The 21,195-nt window shown below is 60.7% G+C and carries 24 protein-coding genes and 1 riboswitch; of the genes, 20 read left to right on the top strand and 4 right to left on the bottom strand.

Annotated features, from left to right (window positions below):
• Positions 1-10: 10 nt before the first annotated feature.
• The 4 genes from cbiB to pduF all read right to left on the bottom strand — a co-directional run bounded on the left by cbiB (position 11) and on the right by pduF (position 4,818).
• Complete coding sequence (gene cbiB / locus HMPREF3096_RS11300) at positions 11-970, bottom strand: adenosylcobinamide-phosphate synthase CbiB (protein WP_012967306.1); 960 nt, start codon at positions 968-970, stop codon at positions 11-13.
• Positions 967-2,343, bottom strand: a complete 1,377-nt coding sequence (locus HMPREF3096_RS11295) for a cobyrinate a,c-diamide synthase (RefSeq protein ID WP_032731189.1) — start codon at positions 2,341-2,343, stop codon at positions 967-969. Before HMPREF3096_RS11295 ends, cbiB begins: the two co-directional genes overlap by 4 nt.
• Before the next feature lie 92 nt (positions 2,344-2,435).
• Positions 2,436-2,614, bottom strand: a riboswitch (cobalamin riboswitch).
• A 280-nt stretch (positions 2,615-2,894) separates the two neighbouring features.
• On the bottom strand, positions 2,895-3,806 hold the full coding sequence (gene pocR / locus HMPREF3096_RS11290; protein ID WP_012967304.1) for a transcriptional regulator PocR: 912 nt from the start codon (positions 3,804-3,806) through the stop codon (positions 2,895-2,897).
• Between the two features lie 202 nt (positions 3,807-4,008).
• Positions 4,009-4,818, bottom strand: a complete 810-nt coding sequence (pduF, locus tag HMPREF3096_RS11285) for a propanediol diffusion facilitator PduF (protein WP_012967303.1) — start codon at positions 4,816-4,818, stop codon at positions 4,009-4,011.
• Positions 4,819-5,342: 524 nt separating this feature from the next.
• Here pduF and pduA point away from each other — a divergent pair.
• The 20 genes from pduA to HMPREF3096_RS11185 are packed head-to-tail and all read left to right on the top strand — an operon-like array spanning position 5,343 to position 21,161.
• The gene (gene pduA, locus HMPREF3096_RS11280) at positions 5,343-5,627 is read left to right on the top strand and encodes a propanediol utilization microcompartment protein PduA (RefSeq protein ID WP_002915737.1); all 285 of its coding nucleotides are present in this window, start codon (positions 5,343-5,345) and stop codon (positions 5,625-5,627) included.
• On the top strand, positions 5,624-6,436 hold the full coding sequence (pduB, locus tag HMPREF3096_RS11275) for a propanediol utilization microcompartment protein PduB (protein ID WP_008806300.1): 813 nt from the start codon (positions 5,624-5,626) through the stop codon (positions 6,434-6,436). Before pduA ends, pduB begins: the two co-directional genes overlap by 4 nt.
• 18 nt (positions 6,437-6,454) lie before the next feature.
• Positions 6,455-8,119: a propanediol dehydratase large subunit PduC gene (pduC, locus tag HMPREF3096_RS11270; RefSeq protein WP_032731191.1), complete on the top strand. Its 1,665-nt coding sequence runs from the start codon at positions 6,455-6,457 to the stop codon at positions 8,117-8,119.
• Between the two features lie 10 nt (positions 8,120-8,129).
• Positions 8,130-8,810, top strand: a complete 681-nt coding sequence (gene pduD, locus HMPREF3096_RS11265; protein ID WP_016161755.1) for a propanediol dehydratase medium subunit PduD — start codon at positions 8,130-8,132, stop codon at positions 8,808-8,810.
• Positions 8,811-8,824: 14 nt separating this feature from the next.
• On the top strand, positions 8,825-9,349 hold the full coding sequence (gene pduE / locus HMPREF3096_RS11260; RefSeq protein WP_032731193.1) for a propanediol dehydratase small subunit PduE: 525 nt from the start codon (positions 8,825-8,827) through the stop codon (positions 9,347-9,349).
• Positions 9,350-9,361: 12 nt separating this feature from the next.
• Positions 9,362-11,194 carry a diol dehydratase reactivase subunit alpha gene (locus HMPREF3096_RS11255; protein ID WP_016161756.1) on the top strand — a complete coding sequence of 611 codons (1,833 nt, stop codon included), beginning with the start codon at positions 9,362-9,364 and terminating at the stop codon, positions 11,192-11,194.
• Positions 11,184-11,534 (top strand): glycerol dehydratase reactivase beta/small subunit family protein, encoded by a 351-nt coding sequence (locus HMPREF3096_RS11250; RefSeq protein WP_012540672.1) that lies wholly within the window; start codon positions 11,184-11,186, stop codon positions 11,532-11,534. The genes HMPREF3096_RS11255 and HMPREF3096_RS11250 overlap by 11 nt, the downstream gene beginning before the upstream one ends.
• Before the next feature lie 18 nt (positions 11,535-11,552).
• On the top strand, positions 11,553-11,828 hold the full coding sequence (gene pduJ, locus HMPREF3096_RS11245) for a propanediol utilization microcompartment protein PduJ (protein ID WP_002915806.1): 276 nt from the start codon (positions 11,553-11,555) through the stop codon (positions 11,826-11,828).
• A 21-nt stretch (positions 11,829-11,849) separates the two neighbouring features.
• Entirely contained in the window at positions 11,850-12,317 is a 468-nt protein-coding gene (locus HMPREF3096_RS11240) for a BMC domain-containing protein (RefSeq protein ID WP_012967299.1), read from the top strand.
• On the top strand, positions 12,317-12,949 hold the full coding sequence (locus tag HMPREF3096_RS11235; protein ID WP_012540670.1) for a phosphate propanoyltransferase: 633 nt from the start codon (positions 12,317-12,319) through the stop codon (positions 12,947-12,949). The genes HMPREF3096_RS11240 and HMPREF3096_RS11235 overlap by 1 nt, the downstream gene beginning before the upstream one ends.
• Positions 12,946-13,437 carry a microcompartment protein PduM gene (pduM, locus tag HMPREF3096_RS11230; RefSeq protein WP_032731194.1) on the top strand — a complete coding sequence of 164 codons (492 nt, stop codon included), beginning with the start codon at positions 12,946-12,948 and terminating at the stop codon, positions 13,435-13,437. Before HMPREF3096_RS11235 ends, pduM begins: the two co-directional genes overlap by 4 nt.
• Before the next feature lie 3 nt (positions 13,438-13,440).
• A complete protein-coding gene (locus HMPREF3096_RS11225; RefSeq protein WP_008806309.1) occupies positions 13,441-13,716 on the top strand; it encodes a EutN/CcmL family microcompartment protein in 276 nt (91 codons plus the stop codon).
• Positions 13,717-13,726: 10 nt separating this feature from the next.
• Entirely contained in the window at positions 13,727-14,743 is a 1,017-nt protein-coding gene (gene pduO / locus HMPREF3096_RS11220; RefSeq protein WP_032731195.1) for a two-domain cob(I)yrinic acid a,c-diamide adenosyltransferase PduO, read from the top strand.
• A complete protein-coding gene (gene pduP / locus HMPREF3096_RS11215) occupies positions 14,740-16,125 on the top strand; it encodes a CoA-acylating propionaldehyde dehydrogenase PduP (RefSeq protein WP_023298165.1) in 1,386 nt (461 codons plus the stop codon). The genes pduO and pduP overlap by 4 nt, the downstream gene beginning before the upstream one ends.
• Positions 16,126-16,136: 11 nt before the next feature.
• A complete protein-coding gene (gene pduQ / locus HMPREF3096_RS11210; protein WP_032731196.1) occupies positions 16,137-17,249 on the top strand; it encodes a 1-propanol dehydrogenase PduQ in 1,113 nt (370 codons plus the stop codon).
• The gene (locus HMPREF3096_RS11205; RefSeq protein ID WP_032731197.1) at positions 17,246-18,598 is read left to right on the top strand and encodes a 4Fe-4S dicluster domain-containing protein; all 1,353 of its coding nucleotides are present in this window, start codon (positions 17,246-17,248) and stop codon (positions 18,596-18,598) included. The genes pduQ and HMPREF3096_RS11205 overlap by 4 nt, the downstream gene beginning before the upstream one ends.
• A 2-nt stretch (positions 18,599-18,600) precedes the next feature.
• A complete protein-coding gene (pduT, locus tag HMPREF3096_RS11200) occupies positions 18,601-19,155 on the top strand; it encodes a propanediol utilization microcompartment protein PduT (protein ID WP_023298168.1) in 555 nt (184 codons plus the stop codon).
• Positions 19,155-19,505 (top strand): propanediol utilization microcompartment protein PduU, encoded by a 351-nt coding sequence (pduU, locus tag HMPREF3096_RS11195; RefSeq protein WP_002915850.1) that lies wholly within the window; start codon positions 19,155-19,157, stop codon positions 19,503-19,505. The genes pduT and pduU overlap by 1 nt, the downstream gene beginning before the upstream one ends.
• 4 nt (positions 19,506-19,509) lie before the next feature.
• Complete coding sequence (gene pduV / locus HMPREF3096_RS11190; protein ID WP_008806315.1) at positions 19,510-19,950, top strand: propanediol utilization protein PduV; 441 nt, start codon at positions 19,510-19,512, stop codon at positions 19,948-19,950.
• Positions 19,947-21,161 carry an acetate/propionate family kinase gene (locus tag HMPREF3096_RS11185; protein ID WP_023323228.1) on the top strand — a complete coding sequence of 405 codons (1,215 nt, stop codon included), beginning with the start codon at positions 19,947-19,949 and terminating at the stop codon, positions 21,159-21,161. The genes pduV and HMPREF3096_RS11185 overlap by 4 nt, the downstream gene beginning before the upstream one ends.
• The last annotated feature ends 34 nt before the right edge of the window (positions 21,162-21,195 follow it).

Here is a 21,195-nt window from a genome sequence, read left to right as displayed (position 1 = left end):
CAGGTTCTCCTCAGGCCGCGCCGACCAGCCAGTAGCGCACGCCGATAAATAGCGCCAGCGCCAGGCTTGACGCCACCCACATTAATCGAATGGTTCGGGAAATATCGTCCACCGCGATGTCGCGGACGGCGTCGCCTATCCAGGGCTTTTCAACGCGCTGGCCGAAGTAATCGTTCGGGCCGCCAAGGCGGATCCCCAGCGCGCCGGCGACGGTCGCTTCCGGCCAGGCGCAGTTAGGACTGCTGTGCTGATAACGATCGCGCCAGCCCGTACGCAGCGCCCGGGCGCCATCTTCCCGGCATAGCACTGCGGCAAGGCTGAGCAGCAGCCAGCTCAGCCGGGCGGGAAGGAAGTTGGCTACATCATCAAGACGGGCGCTGACCATGCCGATCGCCCGGTATTTTTCGTGTTTATAGCCGACCATGGAATCGAGGGTGTTGACCGCTTTATAGGCCATGGCCAGCGGCGCGCCGCCCAGCAGCAGGAAAAAGAGCGGCGCGATAATGCCATCCACCGTGTTTTCCGCCACGGTCTCCACCACCGCACGGTTGATCTGCGCTGGCTGGAGCTGAGAGGTATCGCGCCCGACAATCCAGGAGAGCTTATGCCGGCTTTCGGCGAGATCCCCGGCCTGCAGCGGCCGGGCCACCGCCATCGCCGACTGTGCCAGACAGCGTCCCGCCAGCACGGTGAAGATCATCCACACCTCCACCAGCCATCCCAGCCAGGGATGGAGCCTGTGCGCCAGCGCCAGTGCGCCCCAGGCCACGCCCCATGTCAGGCCGGTCACCACCAGCCACATTACCCCGCCGCCGATGCGCAGCGCCCGGTCGCTATGGCAGACGCGCCGCACCACACGCTGGCTGACGGTGATCAGGCGACCTATCCAGCGCACCGGATGCGGCCAGTGCGGCGGATCGCCAATGAGCACATCAAGTATCCAGGCCACACACCAGGCGAGAAGAGTCATTGCGCCCTCCTTGCCGCTCGCAGCCAGTGGTTGAGCATGGTGGGGCGCTGGGCAAAGTGGACATGGAGATAGCTGGCAAAGGCGCTGCCGGACTGCCATCCTCCCGGCCACTGCTGGAGCGTCTTACCGTCTCGCTGTTTACGGCAGGCCAGTACGGCAGGGGTGGCGGGCGAAAAATCGGAGTAATGAAATTCATGGCCGCGCAGCCACTCGCCAGGAGCGGCCAGCAGCGTCTGCTGCTGCGCCTGCGCTTCGCAGTAGCCGAACCGGGTCAGACGCGTCCCCATTCGGCTGTGTCCAGGAATAATATCCACCATGGCGTAGCGCTCGCCGCCGGTGACTTCCAGGGTCGTGCCCAGATACATCAGGCCGCCGCACTCGGCGTAGATCGCCACCCCGCGCCGGTGCGCCGCGCGAAGCTGCGCCAGCATCTCATGGTTGGCGGACAGCCCGGCCGCATGCAGCTCCGGGTAGCCGCCGCCGAGCCAGATCATCTGGCAGGCCGGCAGCTGGCGATCGCGCAGCGGGCTAAAGCGCACCATCTTCACGCCGCAGCGCGCCAGCAGCGCCAGGTTATCGGGGTAATAAAAATTGAAGGCCTCATCGTCGGCGAGGGCCAGCGTCAGTCCTTCGCCGGCGTCGGCGGCAAGCTGTTCCCCCCACTCGCCGGCCGGCATGGCGGCCAGTTCGCTGAGGGCCAGTAGCCGGTCTATGTCGAGGGTGCGCCCCAGCAGGCTGGCAAAATCCCGCCATGCCTGCTGATTGACCACCGACTCGCGGGCGGTCACCAGCCCCAGATGCCGTTCGGGCAGCGCCACGCCTTCCACGCGCGGCACATAGCCGAGCACTGGCACCTGACAGTAGCGCTCAATGGCGCTTTTCAGCAGCTGGAAGTGCGCGTCGCTGTTAACCCGATTGACGATAACGCCAGCGATGTTGAGGGCCGGATCAAAGTGTTGAAAGCCCATCACCGTGGCGGCGACGGAAGTCGACACCGCTTTGCCATCCACCAGCAAAATCACCGGGCAGCCAAGCTGTTTGGCCATGGCCGCGCTGCTGCAGTAGTTGGGGTCGATGCCGTAGCCGTCATACAGGCCCATCACCCCTTCGATAACCGCGATGTCGGCCTGCTGCAGTTGTTCGGCAAACAGCGCGTTGAGTATCGGGGCGGGAAGCATAAAGCTGTCGAGATTGCGGGAGGCGATGCCGCTGATGGCGGTGTGCCAGGCGGTGTCCAGGTAGTCTGGCCCCACTTTACAGGGTTGCACCCGCAAACCGCGCTGTTGGAGCAAGCTGAGCAGGCCAAGCGTAACGGTGGTTTTGCCACAACCGCTGCCGGTACCCGCAAGAATAAACGCACGCCTGGTTGCCATACCCTGTCCTGTTCAGGTGGTCGGGGTATAGCTGCGCGCATGCCTGGTCCTGCGACCACGCACCGCTAAGCCACCCACTTCCCACCGAAGTTGTTGGTCAGTTACCGGCAGGCAGGTCTTCTGGCTTAGCCTCGTTCTCGCCCGCCCTTCCCAATCTTTCGATCAGTGGTTTTTGCGGGGTCGTCAGCATCACAGCAGCGGGGGCTGCGGGGGATTTACACCCCCTTCCCTGACACCAAACTGGTGTCGAACCTGTCGGTTGTATTCGCCGATGCGCCATGCATCCGCGGTTAATGTTTCAAGCTTACTTTTACCGCCTCATCGCCTGCAAAATGACGTCCGCGAGGTGAAGCGGTGTTGTGATATTCATCAGTCTCGTATTAACGGACACTCTATCCCATCACAAAAATAAAAACTGGTGTAGTTTATCCCTCGAATATCACTATTTTGTTGCGCTATGACAATTTATTGCTCTACTGTCGTTTTTTTCATTTTATAATGATGAAGATACTCCGGGATATCAAAAATCGGCAATAGCAAAATATTGTCATTTAAAAAGACTCAGTTTGTGATCCGGCATTAATTTGCTGACGAAATGCCTGCGGCGTTACCTGATAGGTCTGGCGAAACACTTTGCAAAAATAGCTGGTTTGCGAAAAACCTAAATTCCGCGCGATGCTGGCAATGCTCCAGTCGCTGTGGCATAGCAGCTCTTTTGCGCTCGCCATCCGCTGCTGATTGACCCAGGCGTTAAAGCCGATCCCCTGATACTTTTTAAACAGTTTGCTGAAGTAGTACGGGCTGAGATAGACGTGCGCCGCCACGTCCTCCAGACGCAGCTCATCGGAGAGATGCGCGTCGATATAGCGCAGCGCCTTCTTCATTTTGCCATCGTGCGGCGAGGCCGCCCGGCAGGCCTGCGCCGGGTCGTTCTGCGGCGGGTTATCTTTGATAACCACAAAGTTGAGCTGTTTTTTCAGGCAATTCTCGACGATCAGCTTCAGCAGATCCGCCGAAGCGATAACCCGCGAATAGTCCATCTCAGGCACATCGCGAAACGCCTGGACCAGCGCCGGATCGTCCTGCCAGCGGTCATCCACGTTCAGAATATCAACCAGTTCAATATCATTGCTCAGACGCACCTGGCCGCACAGCACGAAGCCAACGAGGTGGCCGGCGATCACCAGCGGGATGGAAAAATCAGTTAACCCCGCGTGACAGCGGTAGATACACAGCTGGTCATTTTTCGAGGCTTCCAGCCCGCCGCAGCGGTCGCTCATGCGACAGCGTCCGCTGTGCTCCGGGTGCTGACGCATGAGTTGGCAAAACGGCGTGAAATTAAACAGTTCAGAAATCTCATCACCGTGAATATTGACGACCACAACCGCCAGACTGGTGGCTTGCGCAAAATCCTGTGCGATTTTATTGATGAGTTCTGAGTTCAGGGTACTCGCAGAAATCATGATAAAACCCCTCAGTTAATTTTTTGTTATAAATAAAACATATTATTCATATTTCCCTTTTTTAGCATCAGATCCCGTCGACGATAAAAAAGTGCATTGACAATAACAAAAGTCTCCCACCCCGGGGAGACTTTTTGAGCGGTTCGTGATATCGGTTCATGAAATAGTTTTGCTATTTCAGTAATACATTTTTCACTGGATGCTAACGCGTATTTTTCTCCTCAACGCAGGTATGGCAGGGAAGATTATTGGCGATGAGAAAACGATAAATTGCGGCGCCGAGGCAGGCGCCCAGCAATGGCGCGATGATGGGCACGATAAAATAGGGAATATCCCTTCCGCCAGTCATCGCGATGTCGCCCCACCCGGCGAGCCAGGCAAATAATTTCGGGCCAAAATCGCGCGCCGGGTTCATCGCAAAACCGGTAAGCGGCCCGGTCGAGGCGCCGATCACCGCTACCAGAATGCCAATCAACAGCGGCGCCAGCGGGCCCTTGGGTACGCCATTGCCATCATCGGTGAGCGCCATGATCATCCCCATCAACATCGAGGTGATCACCACCTCCACCAGCGCCGCATGCCAGATGCTGAGCTCAGGCGCCGGGTAGGTACTGAAGATACTGGCCAGCTGCAGGCTTTCCAGGCTGCCACGCACCATATGATGTACCGTTTCAAATTGTGTAAACAGGGTGCTGTAAAGTATCCAGGCCAACACGGCGCCGCCAAACGCGCCGGCGACCTGGGCCACGATATAGGGCAACACTTTTCTGCCCGGGAAGCAGGCAAACAGCCACAGGGCGACGGTGACGGCGGGGTTCAGATGCCCCCCCGAAATGCCGGCCGTCAGGTACACCGCCAGAGAAATACCCAGTCCCCAGATAATACAGATCTCCCACAGCCCCAGGCTGGCGCCAGCCAGCTTCAGAGCACTCAGGCAGCAGATACCAAAAAACAGAAACAGCCCGGTGCCTAAAAACTCGGCGATACATTGCGCACGTAAAGAACCATTCATTGTGACACCTCTTGACGAAGTTCGTGTCCAGGCCAGCCAACCATCCGCTGGCGCCTTGGGTACGGCGAGGCCCACTATAGAAACCGGCGGCAGCAAAGTGTTGGCATCCTGCGGAAAACGGGCGGCGTAAAGTCGCTGAAGAAGAGCAATTTATTGCTATTTGCTCGCGAATTCATGCAGCAATGGCGGGCGTTCAGGGGATATTTTTATTTCCAACTCAATAATAAAAAATTGCAAAAGCGCAGTGCTTATTTTCCAACAAATATCACACCATGCAAAATCTCGCATAGCAAAAATAATTTAAAAAATCACGCCTGAAAATGTAAATACGGAACAGCATCCGCAAGATAATCACATTAATAACAAAAATAAAAACCAATAAAAACAACAATATAAAACAAATTATGACTATTTATTATTATATAAAAACCACTATTTTTTCGCTCTACACTATCAACTCAGCCATTCTTTTTCGCCGCCCCGCCATATAGTTCCCTCACTGGAACATACCCTGCGAGGTCTTTATGCAACAAGAAGCATTAGGAATGGTAGAAACCAAAGGCTTAACCGCAGCCATAGAGGCCGCTGACGCAATGGTTAAGTCGGCCAATGTTTTATTAGTGGGCTACGAAAGGATCGGTTCAGGCCTGGTGACCGTCATCGTGCGCGGCGACGTGGGAGCCGTAAAAGCCGCCACCGACGCCGGTGCCGCCGCAGCCCGCCACGTGGGTGAGGTGAAAGCCGTACACGTCATTCCCCGCCCCCATACCGATGTTGAAAAAATCTTACCGAAGGGGAATAGCCAATGAGCAGCAATGAGCTGGTTGAACAGATCATGGCGCAAGTCATAGCCCGTGTGGCGACGCCAGAGCAGCAGGCGCTTCCCGATACCCCCCATCCCACAGGAGAAACGGCTATGGCAGAGAAAAGCTGCAGCTTAACGGAATTTGTCGGGACCGCCATTGGCGACACCCTCGGGCTGGTCATCGCCAACGTGGATGCCGCATTGCTGGAAGCCATGAAGCTTGAAAAACGCTATCGCTCTATCGGCATCCTCGGCGCTCGCACCGGCGCCGGGCCGCACATTATGGCCGCCGATGAAGCGGTCAAAGCCACCAACACCGAAGTGGTCAGCATTGAGCTTCCTCGCGACACCAAAGGCGGCGCAGGCCATGGCTCACTGATTGTGCTGGGCGGGAACGATGTTTCCGACGTCAAACGCGGGATTGAGGTCGCGCTGAAAGAGCTGGACCGTACTTTCGGCGATGTCTACGGCAACGAGGCGGGTCATATCGAGCTGCAGTATACCGCGCGCGCCAGCTACGCCCTGGAAAAAGCCTTCGGCGCTCCGCTGGGCCGCGCCTGCGGGATTATCGTCGGCGCGCCGGCGTCCGTTGGCGTGCTGATGGCCGATACCGCGCTGAAATCAGCCAACGTCGAAGTGGTGGCTTACAGCTCACCGGCCCACGGCACCAGCTTCAGCAACGAAGCCATCCTGGTGATTTCCGGCGACTCCGGCGCGGTGCGCCAGGCGGTGATCTCCGCCCGGGAGATCGGCAAAACCGTACTGGGGACGCTGGGCGCCGAACCGAAAAACGATCGCCCCTCCTACATTTAATACCCGCGAGGCTGATTCATGAGATCGAAAAGATTTGAAGCACTGGCGAAACGCCCTGTGAATCAGGATGGTTTCGTTAAGGAGTGGATCGAAGAGGGCTTTATCGCGATGGAAAGCCCTAACGATCCCAAACCCTCTATCCGCATCGTCAACGGCGCGGTGACCGAACTCGACGGCAAACCGGTTGACCAGTTCGACCTGATTGACCACTTTATCGCGCGCTACGGTATTAATCTGGCACGTGCCGAAGAAGTGATGGCCATGGATTCGGTCAAGCTCGCCAATATGCTCTGCGACCCGAACGTTAAACGCAGCGACATCGTGCCGCTCACTACCGCGATGACCCCGGCGAAAATCGTCGAAGTGGTGTCGCATATGAACGTGGTCGAGATGATGATGGCGATGCAAAAAATGCGCGCCCGCCGCACGCCATCCCAGCAGGCGCATGTCACCAATATCAAAGATAACCCGGTACAGATTGCCGCCGACGCCGCTGAAGGCGCATGGCGCGGCTTTGACGAGCAGGAGACCACCGTCGCCGTGGCGCGCTACGCGCCGTTCAACGCCATCGCCCTGCTGGTCGGTTCACAGGTGGGCCGCCCCGGCGTCCTCACCCAGTGTTCGCTGGAAGAAGCCACCGAGCTGAAACTGGGCATGCTGGGCCATACCTGCTATGCCGAAACCATTTCGGTCTACGGTACGGAACCGGTGTTTACCGATGGCGATGACACCCCATGGTCGAAAGGCTTCCTCGCCTCCTCCTACGCCTCGCGCGGCCTGAAAATGCGCTTTACCTCCGGCTCCGGCTCTGAAGTGCAGATGGGTTATGCCGAAGGCAAATCGATGCTGTATCTCGAAGCGCGCTGCATCTACATCACCAAAGCCGCCGGGGTGCAAGGCCTGCAGAATGGCTCCGTCAGCTGTATCGGCGTGCCGTCCGCCGTACCGTCGGGTATCCGCGCCGTACTGGCGGAAAACCTGATTTGCTCAGCGCTGGATCTGGAGTGCGCCTCAAGTAACGATCAAACCTTTACCCACTCGGATATGCGGCGTACCGCGCGCCTGCTGATGCAGTTCCTGCCAGGCACCGACTTTATCTCCTCCGGTTACTCGGCGGTGCCGAACTACGACAACATGTTCGCCGGTTCCAACGAAGATGCCGAAGACTTCGACGACTACAACGTGATCCAGCGCGATCTGAAGGTCGATGGCGGCCTGCGGCCGGTGCGTGAAGAGGACGTGATCGCCATTCGTAATAAAGCCGCCCGCGCGCTGCAAGCGGTATTTGCCGGCATGGGTTTGCCGCCAATTACGGATGAAGAGGTGGAGGCCGCCACTTACGCCCACGGTTCAAAAGATATGCCTGAGCGCAACATCGTTGAGGACATCAAGTTTGCCCAGGAGATCATCAACAAGAACCGCAACGGCCTGGAGGTGGTGAAAGCCCTGGCGAAAGGCGGCTTCCCCGATGTCGCCCAGGACATGCTCAATATTCAGAAAGCCAAGCTCACCGGCGACTACCTGCACACCTCCGCCATCATCGTCGGCGAAGGCCAGGTGCTCTCGGCCGTGAATGACGTGAACGATTATGCCGGTCCGGCAACAGGCTACCGCCTGCAAGGCGAGCGCTGGGAAGAGATTAAAAATATCCCGGGCGCGCTCGATCCCAATGAACTTGGCTAAGGGGTGAAAAATGGAAATTAACGAAACGCTGCTGCGCCAGATTATCGAAGAGGTGCTGTCGGAGATGAAATCAGGCGCAGATAAGCCGGTCTCCTTTAGCGCGCCTGCCGCTTCCGTCGCGTCGGCCGCTGTTGCGCCTGTGTCCAGCGACAGCTTCCTGACGGAAATCGGCGAAGCCAAACCCGGCACGCAGCAGGATGAAGTCATCATTGCCGTCGGGCCCGCCTTTGGCCTGGCGCAAACCGCCAATATCGTCGGCATTCCGCATAAAAATATCCTGCGCGAAGTGATCGCCGGCATTGAGGAAGAAGGCATCAAAGCCCGGGTGATCCGCTGCTTTAAATCTTCTGACGTCGCCTTCGTGGCGGTGGAAGGCAACCGCCTGAGCGGCTCCGGCATCTCGATCGGTATTCAGTCGAAAGGCACCACCGTCATCCACCAGCGGGGCCTGCCGCCGCTTTCCAATCTGGAACTCTTCCCGCAGGCGCCGCTGCTGACCCTGGAAACCTACCGCCAGATTGGCAAAAACGCCGCGCGCTACGCCAAACGCGAGTCGCCACAGCCAGTGCCGACGCTCAACGATCAGATGGCTCGTCCCAAATACCAGGCGAAGTCGGCCATTTTGCACATTAAAGAGACCAAATACGTAGTGACCGGCAAAAACCCGCAGGAACTGCGCATGGCGCTTTAACAAAGGATATCCCGATGAATACCGACGCAATTGAATCCATGGTACGCGACGTGCTGAGCCGGATGAACAGCCTACAGGACGGGGCAACGCCCGCGCCAGCCGCATCGACAAACGACACCGCTCGCCAGCCTAAAGTCAGCGACTACCCGTTAGCCACCCGCCATCCGGAGTGGGTCAAAACCGCTACCAATAAAACGCTCGATGACCTGACGCTGGAGAACGTATTAAGCGATCGCGTTACGGCGCAGGACATGCGCATTACCCCGGAAACGCTGCGGATGCAGGCGGCGATCGCCCAGGATGCCGGACGCGATCGGCTGGCGATGAACTTTGAGCGGGCCGCCGAGCTCACCGCGGTTCCCGACGACCGGATCCTTGAGATCTACAACGCCCTGCGCCCATACCGTTCCACCCAGGCGGAGCTACTGGCGATCGCTGACGACCTGGAGCATCGCTACCAGGCCCGGATCTGTGCCGCCTTTGTTCGGGAAGCGGCCGGGCTGTACGTCGAGCGTAAGAAACTGAAAGGCGACGATTAACAGGGGGCAAGCATGCGCTATATCGCTGGCATTGATATTGGCAACTCATCGACAGAGGTCGCCCTGGCGACGGTCGATGACGCAGGTGTGCTGAACATCCGCCACAGCGCGCTGGCTGAAACCACCGGTATTAAAGGCACATTACGTAATGTGTTCGGTATTCAGGAGGCGCTAACACAGGCGGCAAAAGCGGCAGGCATTCAGGTCAGCGATATCTCGCTTATTCGCATTAACGAAGCCACGCCGGTCATTGGCGATGTGGCGATGGAGACCATCACGGAAACCATCATCACCGAGTCCACCATGATCGGCCACAACCCGAAGACACCCGGCGGCGTCGGACTGGGGGTCGGCATCACCATCACACCGGAGGCGCTGCTGTCCTGCGCTGCGGACGCCCCCTATATTCTGGTGGTCTCCTCAGCCTTTGACTTTGCCGATGTCGCTGCGATGGTCAATGCGGCGACGGCAGCGGGCTATCAGATTTCCGGCATTATTTTGCAGCAGGATGACGGCGTGCTGGTCAATAACCGGCTACAGCAACCGCTGCCGGTGATCGATGAAGTTCAGCATATCGACCGTATTCCACTTGGCATGCTGGCGGCGGTCGAGGTCGCTTTACCCGGCAAGATTATCGAAACGCTCTCCAACCCCTATGGTATTGCCACCGTTTTCAATCTCAACGCCGAAGAGACCAAAAATATCGTGCCAATGGCGCGGGCGCTGATTGGCAATCGTTCGGCCGTAGTGGTGAAAACCCCCTCCGGCGACGTCAAGGCACGGACTATTCCGGCGGGGAATCTGCTGCTCATCGCTCAGGGGCGCAGCGTACAGGTTGATGTGGCCGCCGGGGCGGAAGCCATCATGAAGGCGGTTGACGGCTGCGGCAAACTGGACAACGTCGCGGGAGAAGCGGGCACCAATATCGGCGGCATGCTTGAGCATGTGCGCCAGACCATGGCTGAGCTTACCAATAAGCCAGCTCAGGAGATCCGCATTCAGGATCTGCTGGCCGTTGATACGGCGGTGCCGGTCAGCGTGACCGGTGGCCTGGCGGGGGAGTTCTCGCTGGAGCAGGCGGTGGGTATCGCCTCGATGGTCAAGTCGGATCGCCTGCAGATGGCCCTGATCGCCCGTGAAATTGAGCACAAACTGCAGATTGCGGTTCAGGTGGGTGGCGCTGAGGCGGAAGCGGCCATTCTCGGGGCGCTCACCACTCCCGGCACCACGCGCCCGCTGGCGATCCTCGATCTGGGCGCCGGGTCGACCGACGCCTCCATTATCAATGCGCAAGGAGAGATCAGCGCCACTCACCTGGCCGGCGCCGGCGATATGGTCACGATGATCATCGCCCGCGAGCTGGGGCTTGAGGACCGCTACCTGGCGGAAGAGATCAAAAAATACCCGCTGGCGAAAGTCGAAAGCCTGTTTCATCTGCGTCATGAAGACGGCAGCGTCCAGTTTTTTCCGTCGGCCTTACCACCGGCGGTATTTGCCCGCGTCTGCGTGGTGAAACCGGATGAACTGGTTCCCCTGCCCGGCGATCTGCCGCTGGAGAAAGTGCGCGCCATTCGCCGTAGCGCCAAATCACGCGTCTTTGTCACCAACGCCCTGCGGGCGTTACGCCAGGTGAGCCCTACCGGCAACATTCGCGACATCCCGTTCGTAGTGCTGGTGGGCGGCTCGTCCCTCGATTTCGAGATCCCCCAGCTGGTCACCGACGCGCTGGCGCACTACCGGCTGGTTGCCGGGCGCGGCAACATCCGCGGCAGTGAAGGCCCGCGCAATGCGGTCGCCAGCGGATTACTCCTTGCCTGGCAAAAAGGAGGTACGCATGGAGAGTAGCCTCGTCACCCCCGCCATCGTCATTGCGGTCACTGACGAATGCAGCGAACAGTGGCGCGATGTCCTGCTGGGCATTGAAGAGGAAGGCATTCCTTTCGTTCTGCAACCGCGGACCGGCGGCGATCTTGTCCATCACGCCTGGCAGGCGGCGCAGCGTTCGCCGCTGCTGGTGGGCATCGCCTGCGACCGGGAACAGCTCATCGTGCACTACAAAAATTTACCCGCATCAACTCCGCTGTTTTCGCTGAGGTATCACCAGGACAGGCTGGCCCGGCGAAACACTGGCAACAATGCGGCTCGTCTCGTCAAAGGGATCCCATTTCGGGATCGCAATGCTTAATCCACAGGAGAACACAATATGAATAACGCACTAGGACTGGTTGAAACGAAAGGCCTGGTTGGCGCCATTGAAGCCGCTGATGCAATGGTGAAATCCGCCAACGTGCAGTTGATTGGTTACGAAAAAATTGGCTCCGGGCTGATTACCGTGATGGTCCGCGGAGACGTCGGCGCGGTCAAAGCCGCCGTTGACGCCGGGAGCGCGGCGGCCAGCGTGGTCGGCGAGGTCAAGTCCAGCCATGTGATCCCACGCCCGCACAGCGATGTCGAGGCCATTCTGCCGAAATCCGTCTGACCTTGAAACAAGGAGCACTGCGTGAAGCAATCACTGGGATTACTTGAGGTCAGCGGCCTGGCCCTGGCCATCACCTGCGCCGACGCCATGGCGAAAGCGGCCGCCATCACGCTGCTCGCCCTGGAAAAGACCAACGGCTCCGGCTGGATGGTGGTGAAGATCGCCGGTGATGTGGCCTCTGTCCAGGCGGCGGTGATGACCGGGGCCGAACTCGCCGACCGGCAGCAGGGGCTGGTGGCGCAGAAGGTTATCGCCAGGCCCGGCGCAGGCCTGCTGCCAGCCCGCGTCGAAGCGCCTTCACCAGCGCCTGACGCTGCTCTGGAAGAGGAGAACGCCACCGTAATGGATGAGCGCAGAGATCCCGCAGACACCCTCCCCCGCCCTGCGGAGCAGGTGACCTGCAACCTGTGCCTGGACCCGCACTGTCCACGGCAAAAAGGCGAACCTCGCTCGCAGTGCCTGCACGCCGGTAAACGAGGTGACGCGTAATGGATAAACAACAGCTGGCTTCAACAGTCAACAAAGTGCTGGATGAGATGCGCCAGCGTCCCATCCCAATCGGTATCTCCAGTCGCCATATCCATTTAGCGGCGGAGGACTATGCCAGGCTCTTTCCCGCTCAGCCCATCCAGCCGAAAAAAGCGCTGCTGCAGCCCGGGCAGTATGCCGCAGAGCAGACGGTGACTCTGGTTGGCCCCAAAGGACGATTAAATAACGTGCGCCTGCTCGGCCCTTTGCGCCAGACCAGTCAGGTGGAAATCTCACGCACCGACGCCCGGACCCTCGGTATCGCCGCGCCGCTGCGCATGTCCGGCAATCTGCAGGACACGCCGGGGATCCGCCTGATAAGCCCCTTTGCCGAACTGGAGCTGAGCAGCGGGACGATCGTCGCTCAACGACATATTCATATGTCCCCGCTCGATGCCCTGATCCTGCGCGTCGCCCATGGCGATAGCGTCGCGGTGGCGATCGAAGGCAGCGACAGGCGGCTTATCTTCGACAATGTAGCGGTCCGCGTAGCCCCGGATATGCGTCTTGAGATGCACATCGATACTGACGAAGCCAATGCGGCAGGCGCTGACGCTGCGCAGGCCTGGGCTACGCTGGTGACGAAGCCATGAACCACGCGATGCTGCAGCGTATCGTCGAAGAGGTCGCCGCCCGTCTGCGTCGTCGCGCCCGGAGTACGGCCACGCTCAGCGTGGCCCAGCTCGGCGAAGCGGATATCCACAGCCTGCTGTGCCAGCACGCTTCGCTGCGCATCGTGCAGGTGGATTTACCGCTGCTGGAGCAGCTTACCGGCCAGCGCGCGCTGACGGCCGCCGGTTGCGCGTTGCATGAGGCGATGGCCTGGGGCGTTCGGGTACAGCTAACGCTGCTTCCCACCCTGCTCCCCGCGCTGGCGGTAAAAAAACTCGCCCGTTTGCCGCTGACGTTCAGCGACCCGCCTGGCCAGCCCGTCAGGCTTCACGCCGCGTCGGTGCTCACCTACGCCGATGTAGCCCGCCTCCACGGAGGTTATCTGGTGCTGCGCCGCCGCCCCATTATCACCGCCCTCGCCCGCGAAGCGGCCGTCGCGCGGCATGTTCAATTGATTACGCAGGAGTGAACTATGCATCTGGCACGCGTGACCGGCGCCGTCGTCTCGACGCAAAAATCGCCCTCTCTGAACGGCAAAAAACTGCTGCTGGTGCGCCGGGTAAGCACAGACGACGAACATCCATTTCCGCCCGCGAGCGGCGATGAAGTGGCGGTAGATTCGGTTGGCGCTGGCGTCGGCGAACTGGTGCTGCTCTGCAGCGGCTCGAGCGCACGCCACGTCTTTAGCGGCCCGAATGAGGCCATCGATCTTGCCGTTGTGGGCATTGTTGACTCACTTTCACGCTAAGGGGGCGCCTGTGGCTATCTATACCCGAACCGGCGATGCCGGCAGTACATCACTCTTTACCGGCCAGCGGGTCAGCAAGACGCATCCGCGCGTCGAAGCCTACGGTACCCTGGATGAACTGAACGCGGTGCTGAGCCTGTGCGTCTGCGCCGTTGCTGAAGAGGAACATCGCGTCCTGCTCGAAGCCCTGCAGCAGCATATTTTCTGGTTCAGCGCGGAGCTCGCCAGCGACAGCGAACAGCCATCACCGGGTAAGCGCTATATCAGCAGCGAAGAGATTGCCCTGCTGGAGCAGACCATCGATCGCGAGATGGCCCGCGTGCCGGCGCTGCACCAGTTTGTGTTGCCCGGACGGTGCGAAGCCGCCAGTCGCCTGCACCTGGCCCGCACCGTTGCCCGTCGGGCGGAGCGTCGGCTGGTCGAGCTGGCGGCAGAGGTCACTCTCCGTCAGATACTGCTGCGTTATCTGAACCGCTTATCTGACTGTCTGTATGCCCTGGCGCGCAGCGAGGATCATGCCGATCACCAGCGCCGGCTCGTGGCGGAGATCGCGGCCCGCTACCTGGCCGCCAGCGGGTCGCCTGCGCCCGACGCGCCCAAAGCCCAGGCCGGGTCGCTCTCCTTTCACGAGCTGCATCAGCTTACCCGTCAGGCCATCGAACACGCCCGCCTGCTGCAGGTGCCGGTGGTGGTGAGCATCGTTGACGCACACGGTACCGAAACCGTGACCTGGCGAATGCCCGATGCGCTGCTGGTCAGCAGCGAGCTGGCGCCGAAAAAAGCCTGGACCGCCGTCGCCATGAAAACCGCCACCCACGAGCTCGCGACGACCGTACAGCCAGGCGCTGCGCTGTACGGTCTGGAGAGCCATCTGCAGGGCAAAGTCGTCACCTTTGGCGGTGGATATCCGCTGTGGCGCGATGGCCAGCTAATAGCCGGCCTCGGGATTAGCGGCGGCAGCATCGAGCAGGATATGGCTATTGCACAGGCTGCTATGGCGGCCATTAACGTGAGAACACATCAATGAATACAGCAGAACTGGAAACCCTTATCCGCACCATTCTCAGCGAAAAGCTCGCGCCCGCCCCCGTTTCTCAGGAACAGCAGGGCATTTTCCGCGACGTCGGCAGCGCCATCGACGCCGCCCATCAGGCTTTTCTCCGCTATCAGCAGTGTCCGCTAAAAACCCGCAGCGCCATTATCAGCGCGCTGCGGGAGACGCTGGCCCCCGAGCTGGCGACGCTGGCGGAGGAGAGCGCCACGGAAACCGGCATGGGCAACAAAGAAGATAAATATCTGAAAAATAAAGCTGCCCTTGAGAACACACCGGGCATTGAGGATCTCACTACCAGCGCCCTCACCGGCGATGGCGGGATGGTGCTGTTTGAGTACTCACCGTTCGGGGTTATTGGCGCCGTGGCGCCCAGCACCAACCCAACGGAAACCATTATCAACAACAGTATCAGCATGCTGGCGGCGGGTAACAGCGTCTATTTCAGCCCCCATCCCGGCGCGAAAAAGGTCTCGTTAACGCTTATCGCCAGGATCGAAGAGATCGCCTACCGCTGCAGCGGGATCCGTAACCTGGTGGTGACCGTTGCCGAGCCGACCTTTGAAGCCACCCAGCAAATGATGGCCCACCCGCTGATTGCCGTTCTGGCTATCACCGGCGGCCCTGGCATTGTGGCGATGGGCATGAAAAGCGGTAAAAAAGTGATCGGCGCTGGCGCCGGCAATCCGCCGTGCATCGTTGATGAAACGGCCGATCTCGTCAAAGCCGCCGAAGATATCATCAGCGGCGCCGCCTTCGATTACAACCTGCCCTGTATCGCCGAAAAAAGCCTGATCGTCGTCGCCTCCGTCGCTGACCGCCTGATCCAGCAGATGCAGGATTTTGACGCGCTGCTGTTGAGCCCGCAGGAGACCGATACCCTGCGCGCCGTCTGCCTGCCCGACGGCGCGGCGAATAAAAAACTGGTCGGTAAAAGTCCGGCTGCGCTGCTGGCGGCCGCCGGTCTCGCCGTCCCTTCCCGCCCCCCTCGCCTGCTGATAGCCGAGGTGCAGGCGAACGACCCCTGGGTGACCTGCGAGCAACTGATGCCGGTGCTGCCGATCGTCCGGGTCGCCGATTTTGATAGCGCCCTGGCGCTGGCCCTGCGCGTTGAGGAGGGTCTGCACCACACCGCCATTATGCACTCGCAGAATGTCTCGCGGCTCAATCTGGCGGCACGCACGCTGCAGACCTCCATCTTTGTCAAAAATGGTCCGTCTTACGCGGGAATCGGCGTCGGCGGCGAAGGGTTTACCACCTTCACCATCGCCACGCCAACCGGGGAAGGCACCACCTCCGCGCGGACGTTCGCCCGCCTGCGGCGCTGCGTGTTGACCAACGGTTTTTCCATTCGCTAACCGGGGGCGCCATGCACACCTTTTCTTTGCAAACGCGCCTCTACAGCGGCCCGGGGAGCCTGGCCGCGCTGCAGCGCTTTAGCCATCAGCACATCTGGATCGTCTGCGACGGCTTCCTGGCGCGTTCGCCGCTGTTCGAGCGGCTGCGCGCCGCGCTGCCCGCCAGCAACCGCGTCAGCGTGTTCAGCGATATTACACCGGATCCGACCATTCACACCGTGGCGAAAGGGATAGCGCAGATGCAGGCCCTGCGTCCGCAGGTGGTGATCGGCTTCGGCGGCGGCTCGGCGATGGACGCCGCCAAGGCGATCGTCTGGTTCAGCCAGCAGGGCGGGCTGCCTGTCGACACCTGCGTGGCGATCCCCACCACCAGCGGTACCGGGTCGGAAGTGACCAGCGCCTGCGTCATCAGCGACCCGGAAAAAGGGATCAAGTACCCGCTGTTCCATGAGGCGCTCTGTCCCGACATGGCGATCCTCGACCCAACGCTGGTGATCAGCGTACCGCCCACCATCACAGCCCATACCGGACTGGACGTCCTGACCCACGCCCTTGAGGCATGGGTATCGCCGCAGGCCACCGATTTTACCGATGCGCTGGCGGAAAAGGCCGCCAGGCTGGTGTTTCGCGCCCTACCCGTTGCGGTTCGCCAGGGCGACTGCGTTGCGACCCGCAGCAAAATGCACAATGCTTCAACCCTCGCCGGTATGGCCTTTAGCCAGGCTGGCCTTGGGCTCAATCATGCTATCGCCCATCAGCTTGGCGGCCAGTTTCACCTCCCCCATGGCCTGGCCAACGCGCTGCTGCTGACCGTGGTGATCCGCTTTAACGCCGGCGAGCCGCGAGCGGCGAAGCGCTATGCGCGCCTGGCCAGGGCCTGCCGGTTCTGCCCGCCGGAAGCTGGCGAACAGGAGGCTCTCCAGGCGCTGCTTGCCGCGGTGGAAACACTGAAACAGCAGTGCGCCATTCCCACCCTCAAGGGCGCCTTGCAGGAAAAATATCCCCTTTTCTTATCGCGAATTCCCGCCATGGTGCCGGCCGCGCTGGCCGACGCCACCCTGCGCACCAACCCGCGTCCGGCCGATGGCGCGGCCATCGCGCAACTGCTGGAGAGCCTGCAATGAGTGAAGCGATAGTGCCACTACCAGACATGGACGCGGCGGAGATCCGCGAGCGCGTCCGGGCCGCCGGCGTGGTGGGCGCCGGTGGGGCGGGCTTTCCGACCCACATCAAACTGCAGGCCAGGGTGGATACCGTGCTGGTGAACGCCGCTGAATGCGAACCGATGCTGAAGGTTGATCAACAGCTGATGGCGCAGCAGGCTGACCGGCTGATTCGCGGCCTGGGTTACGCAATGACCGCCACCGGCGCCCGGGAAGGGATCATTGCCCTGAAGGCGAAATATACTCCGGCGATTGCGGCGTTAACCCCGCGACTACCGGAATGGGCCCGGCTGCATATTCTGCCTGATGTCTATCCGGCCGGGGATGAGGTGCTCACTATCTGGCTGGCGACGGGTCGTCGCGTGCCGCCTGCCGCGCTGCCGGTCAGCGTCGGCGTAGTGGTCAATAACGTTCAGACGGTACTCAATATCGCCAGAGCCGTGGAGCAGGGCTATCCGGTGACCCGCCGGACGTTGACCGTCAACGGCGCCGTCGTCCGTCCTCTGACGCTGACCGTACCGCTGGGCATGTCGTTGCGCGAGGTGTTGGATCTGGCCTGCGGCGCGACGGTTGACGATCCGGGCTTTATCAACGGCGGTCCGATGATGGGCTCGCTTATGACCTCCCTGGAGACACCGGTCACCAAAACCACCGGCGGCCTGCTGGTGCTCCCGGGCAACCATCCATTGATCCAGCGACGGCGGCAGGATGAACGCACCCTGCTCGCCATCGCCCGCACCGTCTGCGAACAGTGCCGTTTATGCACAGATTTATGCCCCCGGCACCTGATCGGCCATGAGCTTTCTCCCCACCTGCTGGTGCGGGCGGTGAACTATCGCCAGGCGGCCACCCCGTCGCTGCTGCTCAGCGCCCTGACCTGCTCGGAGTGCAACGTTTGCGAGAGCGTCGCCTGCCCGGTGGGGATTTCCCCTATGCGCATCAACCGTCTGCTGAAACGTGAGCTGAGAGCGAAAAATCTGCGCTACGAAGGACCGCTGCGTCCGGCGGACGAGATGGCGAAGCACCGCCTGGTGCCGGTCAACCGGCTCATCAGCAAACTGGGGCTTGATCCCTGGTATCAGGAGGCGCCGCTGACGGCGGTGGAGCCGGAGGTGGGCTGCGTCACCCTGCCGCTGCGCCAGCATATCGGCATCAGCGCCGTCCCCTGCGTCGCGCCGGGAGAGCGAGTAACGCGCGGCCAGCTGCTGGCAGACATCCCTGCCGACGCCCTCGGTGCGCCGGTACACGCCAGTATTGACGGCCAGGTCTCCGCCATCACGGAGCAGGCCATTACGCTTGTAAGAGGTTAATCATGACCCAGGCTATCGGAATTTTAGAACTGACCAGTATCGCCAGGGGAATGGAGCTGGGCGACGTCATGCTGAAAAGCGCGAACGTACAGCTCCTGCTCTGCAGAACCCTTTGTCCCGGGAAATTCCTGCTGATGCTCGGCGGCGACGTCGGCGCCGTGCAACAGGCAATCGCCGCCGGCACGGCGCGCGCCGGGGAGATGCTGGTGGACAGCCTGGTGCTGGCCAACATTCACCCCAGCGTACTGCCGGCGATCAGCGGACTCAACGTGGTCGAGCAGCGGCAGGCGGCGGGGATCGTCGAAACCTGGAGCGTGGCAGCGTGCATCAGCGCCGCCGACCGCGCGGTGAAAGCGGCCAACGTCACCCTGGTGCGCATCCATATGGCGTTTGGTATCGGCGGCAAGTGTTACATGGTGGTGGCGGGTGATATCGCCGATGTCGACAACGCCGTCACGGTGGCCAGCGACAGCGCAGGCGAGAAAGGATTACTGGTTTACCGGGCAGTGATCCCGCGACCGCACGACGCGCTGTGGCAACAGCTGATGGAGGGATAATGGAACCGCAAACCCCTACCGAACGCATGATCCAGGAGTATGTCCCGGGTAAACAGGTCACTCTGGCGCATCTCATCGCCAATCCGGGCAAAGATCTGTTCAAAAAGCTGGGTCTGCCGGACGCGGTCTCCGCCATCGGCATTCTCACCATTACCCCCAGTGAGGCGTCAATCATCGCCTGCGACATCGCCACCAAGTCTGGCGCGGTGGAGATCGGCTTTCTCGATCGCTTCACCGGCGCGGTGGTGTTGACCGGCGATGTCTCCGCGGTGGAGTACGCGCTCAGGCAGGTCACACGCACCCTTGGTGAGCTGATGCGCTTCACCGCCTGTCCAATTACCCGGACCTGAGCCCATGAAACGCCTGATGCTTATCGGACCCAGCCAGTGCGGCAAAACCTCGCTGACCCAGGTATTGCGTGGCGAAACCCTGCGTTATCAAAAAACGCAGGCCATCGTCTGGACGCCGGCCGCCATCGACACCCCGGGGGAATATCTGGAAAACCGCTGCCTGTACAGCGCACTGCTCACCAGCGCCTGCGAGGCCGATGTCATCGCGCTGGTACTGAATGCCGATGCGCCCTGGTCACCCTTTTCTCCGGGGCTTACCGCTCCGATGAACCGCCCGGTCATCGGGGTGATCACCAAAGCCGATTTAGCCGCCCCGCCCCGTCTGCAACAGGTCCGGGCATGGCTCGAGGCGGCAGGCGCCGAACATATCTTTATCACCAGCGCGTTAACCGGCGACGGGCTTGATGACCTGCTCGCCTGCCTGAACGCAGAGGAATATCAATGACCTATAAAATCATGGCGATCAACGCCGGCAGCTCCTCCCTGAAGTTTCAGCTGCTTAACATGCCGCAGGGAGCGTTGCTCTGCCAGGGGCTGATCGAACGTATTGGCTTGCCCGAGGCTCGCTTCATGCTGAAAACGTCGGCACAGAAATGGCAGGAGACGCTGCCCATCGCCGATCACCATGAGGCAGTGACCCTGCTGCTGGAGGCGCTGACCGGCCGCGGGATCCTGAGCAGCCTGCAGGAGATAGACGGCGTTGGCCACCGCGTCGCCCACGGCGGCGAACGCTTCAAAGACGCCGCGCTGGTCTGCGACGACACCCTGCGGGAGATCGAACGCCTGGCGGAGCTGGCGCCGCTGCATAACCCGGTCAATGCGCTGGGCATTCGCCTCTTTCGCCAGCGGCTGCCGGCGGTACCGGCGGTAGCGGTCTTTGATACCGCCTTTCACCAGACCCTGGCGCCGGAGGCCTGGCTCTATCCCCTGCCCTGGCGCTATTACGCCGAGCTGGGCATTCGCCGCTACGGTTTTCACGGCACCAGCCATCACTATGTCAGCAGCGCGCTGGCGGAAAAGCTGGGCGTACCGCTGAGCGCCCTGCGGGTAGTGAGCTGCCACCTGGGCAATGGCTGTAGCGTCTGCGCCATCAAAGGCGGGCAGTCGGTGAATACCTCAATGGGCTTTACTCCCCAGTCCGGGGTGATGATGGGCACCCGCAGCGGCGATATCGATCCGTCGATTCTTCCCTGGCTGGTGGAGAAAGAGGGGAAATCCGCCCTGCAGCTCAGCCAGCTGCTGAATAATGAATCCGGGCTGCTGGGCGTCTCCGGCGTGTCTTCTGATTACCGCGACGTCGAACAGGCAGCCGACGCCGGCAACGAAAGGGCGGCTCTGGCGCTGTCGCTGTTTGCCGAACGCATTCGCGCGACTATCGGCAGCTATATCATGCAGATGGGAGGTCTGGACGCGCTGATCTTTACCGGCGGCATAGGCGAGCATTCCGCCCGGGCGCGGGCGACGATCTGCCGCAATTTGCATTTTCTCGGCCTCGCACTGGACGACGAGAAAAACCAGCGGAGCGCGACCTTTATTCAGGCGGATAATGCGCTGGTCAAAGTGGCGGTGATCAACACCAATGAAGAGCTGATGATTGCCCGCGACGTCATGCGTCTTGCCTTGCCGCAGGCGCGCGAGCTTGCGGTGTCGGCCTAAACGACGTACCTCCTCTTGCGGAGAATCATGGTAA

The organism is Klebsiella sp. HMSC25G12 (genome assembly GCF_001807705.1).
GTDB lineage: Bacteria > Pseudomonadota > Gammaproteobacteria > Enterobacterales > Enterobacteriaceae > Klebsiella > Klebsiella variicola.
This window is presented reverse-complemented; position numbering and strand designations above follow the sequence as displayed.

Coding starts and splice junctions, on each gene's coding strand:
- cbiB (WP_012967306.1), bottom strand. CDS start 970: ATGACTCTTCTCGCCTGGTGTGTGGCCTGGATACTTGATGTGCTCATT.
- HMPREF3096_RS11295 (WP_032731189.1), bottom strand. CDS start 2,343: ATGGCAACCAGGCGTGCGTTTATTCTTGCGGGTACCGGCAGCGGTTGT.
- pocR (WP_012967304.1), bottom strand. CDS start 3,806: ATGATTTCTGCGAGTACCCTGAACTCAGAACTCATCAATAAAATCGCA.
- pduF (WP_012967303.1), bottom strand. CDS start 4,818: ATGAATGGTTCTTTACGTGCGCAATGTATCGCCGAGTTTTTAGGCACC.
- pduA (WP_002915737.1), top strand. CDS start 5,343: ATGCAACAAGAAGCATTAGGAATGGTAGAAACCAAAGGCTTAACCGCA.
- pduB (WP_008806300.1), top strand. CDS start 5,624: ATGAGCAGCAATGAGCTGGTTGAACAGATCATGGCGCAAGTCATAGCC.
- pduC (WP_032731191.1), top strand. CDS start 6,455: ATGAGATCGAAAAGATTTGAAGCACTGGCGAAACGCCCTGTGAATCAG.
- pduD (WP_016161755.1), top strand. CDS start 8,130: ATGGAAATTAACGAAACGCTGCTGCGCCAGATTATCGAAGAGGTGCTG.
- pduE (WP_032731193.1), top strand. CDS start 8,825: ATGAATACCGACGCAATTGAATCCATGGTACGCGACGTGCTGAGCCGG.
- HMPREF3096_RS11255 (WP_016161756.1), top strand. CDS start 9,362: ATGCGCTATATCGCTGGCATTGATATTGGCAACTCATCGACAGAGGTC.
- HMPREF3096_RS11250 (WP_012540672.1), top strand. CDS start 11,184: ATGGAGAGTAGCCTCGTCACCCCCGCCATCGTCATTGCGGTCACTGAC.
- pduJ (WP_002915806.1), top strand. CDS start 11,553: ATGAATAACGCACTAGGACTGGTTGAAACGAAAGGCCTGGTTGGCGCC.
- HMPREF3096_RS11235 (WP_012540670.1), top strand. CDS start 12,317: ATGGATAAACAACAGCTGGCTTCAACAGTCAACAAAGTGCTGGATGAG.
- pduM (WP_032731194.1), top strand. CDS start 12,946: ATGAACCACGCGATGCTGCAGCGTATCGTCGAAGAGGTCGCCGCCCGT.
- HMPREF3096_RS11225 (WP_008806309.1), top strand. CDS start 13,441: ATGCATCTGGCACGCGTGACCGGCGCCGTCGTCTCGACGCAAAAATCG.
- pduP (WP_023298165.1), top strand. CDS start 14,740: ATGAATACAGCAGAACTGGAAACCCTTATCCGCACCATTCTCAGCGAA.
- pduQ (WP_032731196.1), top strand. CDS start 16,137: ATGCACACCTTTTCTTTGCAAACGCGCCTCTACAGCGGCCCGGGGAGC.
- HMPREF3096_RS11205 (WP_032731197.1), top strand. CDS start 17,246: ATGAGTGAAGCGATAGTGCCACTACCAGACATGGACGCGGCGGAGATC.
- pduT (WP_023298168.1), top strand. CDS start 18,601: ATGACCCAGGCTATCGGAATTTTAGAACTGACCAGTATCGCCAGGGGA.
- pduU (WP_002915850.1), top strand. CDS start 19,155: ATGGAACCGCAAACCCCTACCGAACGCATGATCCAGGAGTATGTCCCG.
- pduV (WP_008806315.1), top strand. CDS start 19,510: ATGAAACGCCTGATGCTTATCGGACCCAGCCAGTGCGGCAAAACCTCG.
- HMPREF3096_RS11185 (WP_023323228.1), top strand. CDS start 19,947: ATGACCTATAAAATCATGGCGATCAACGCCGGCAGCTCCTCCCTGAAG.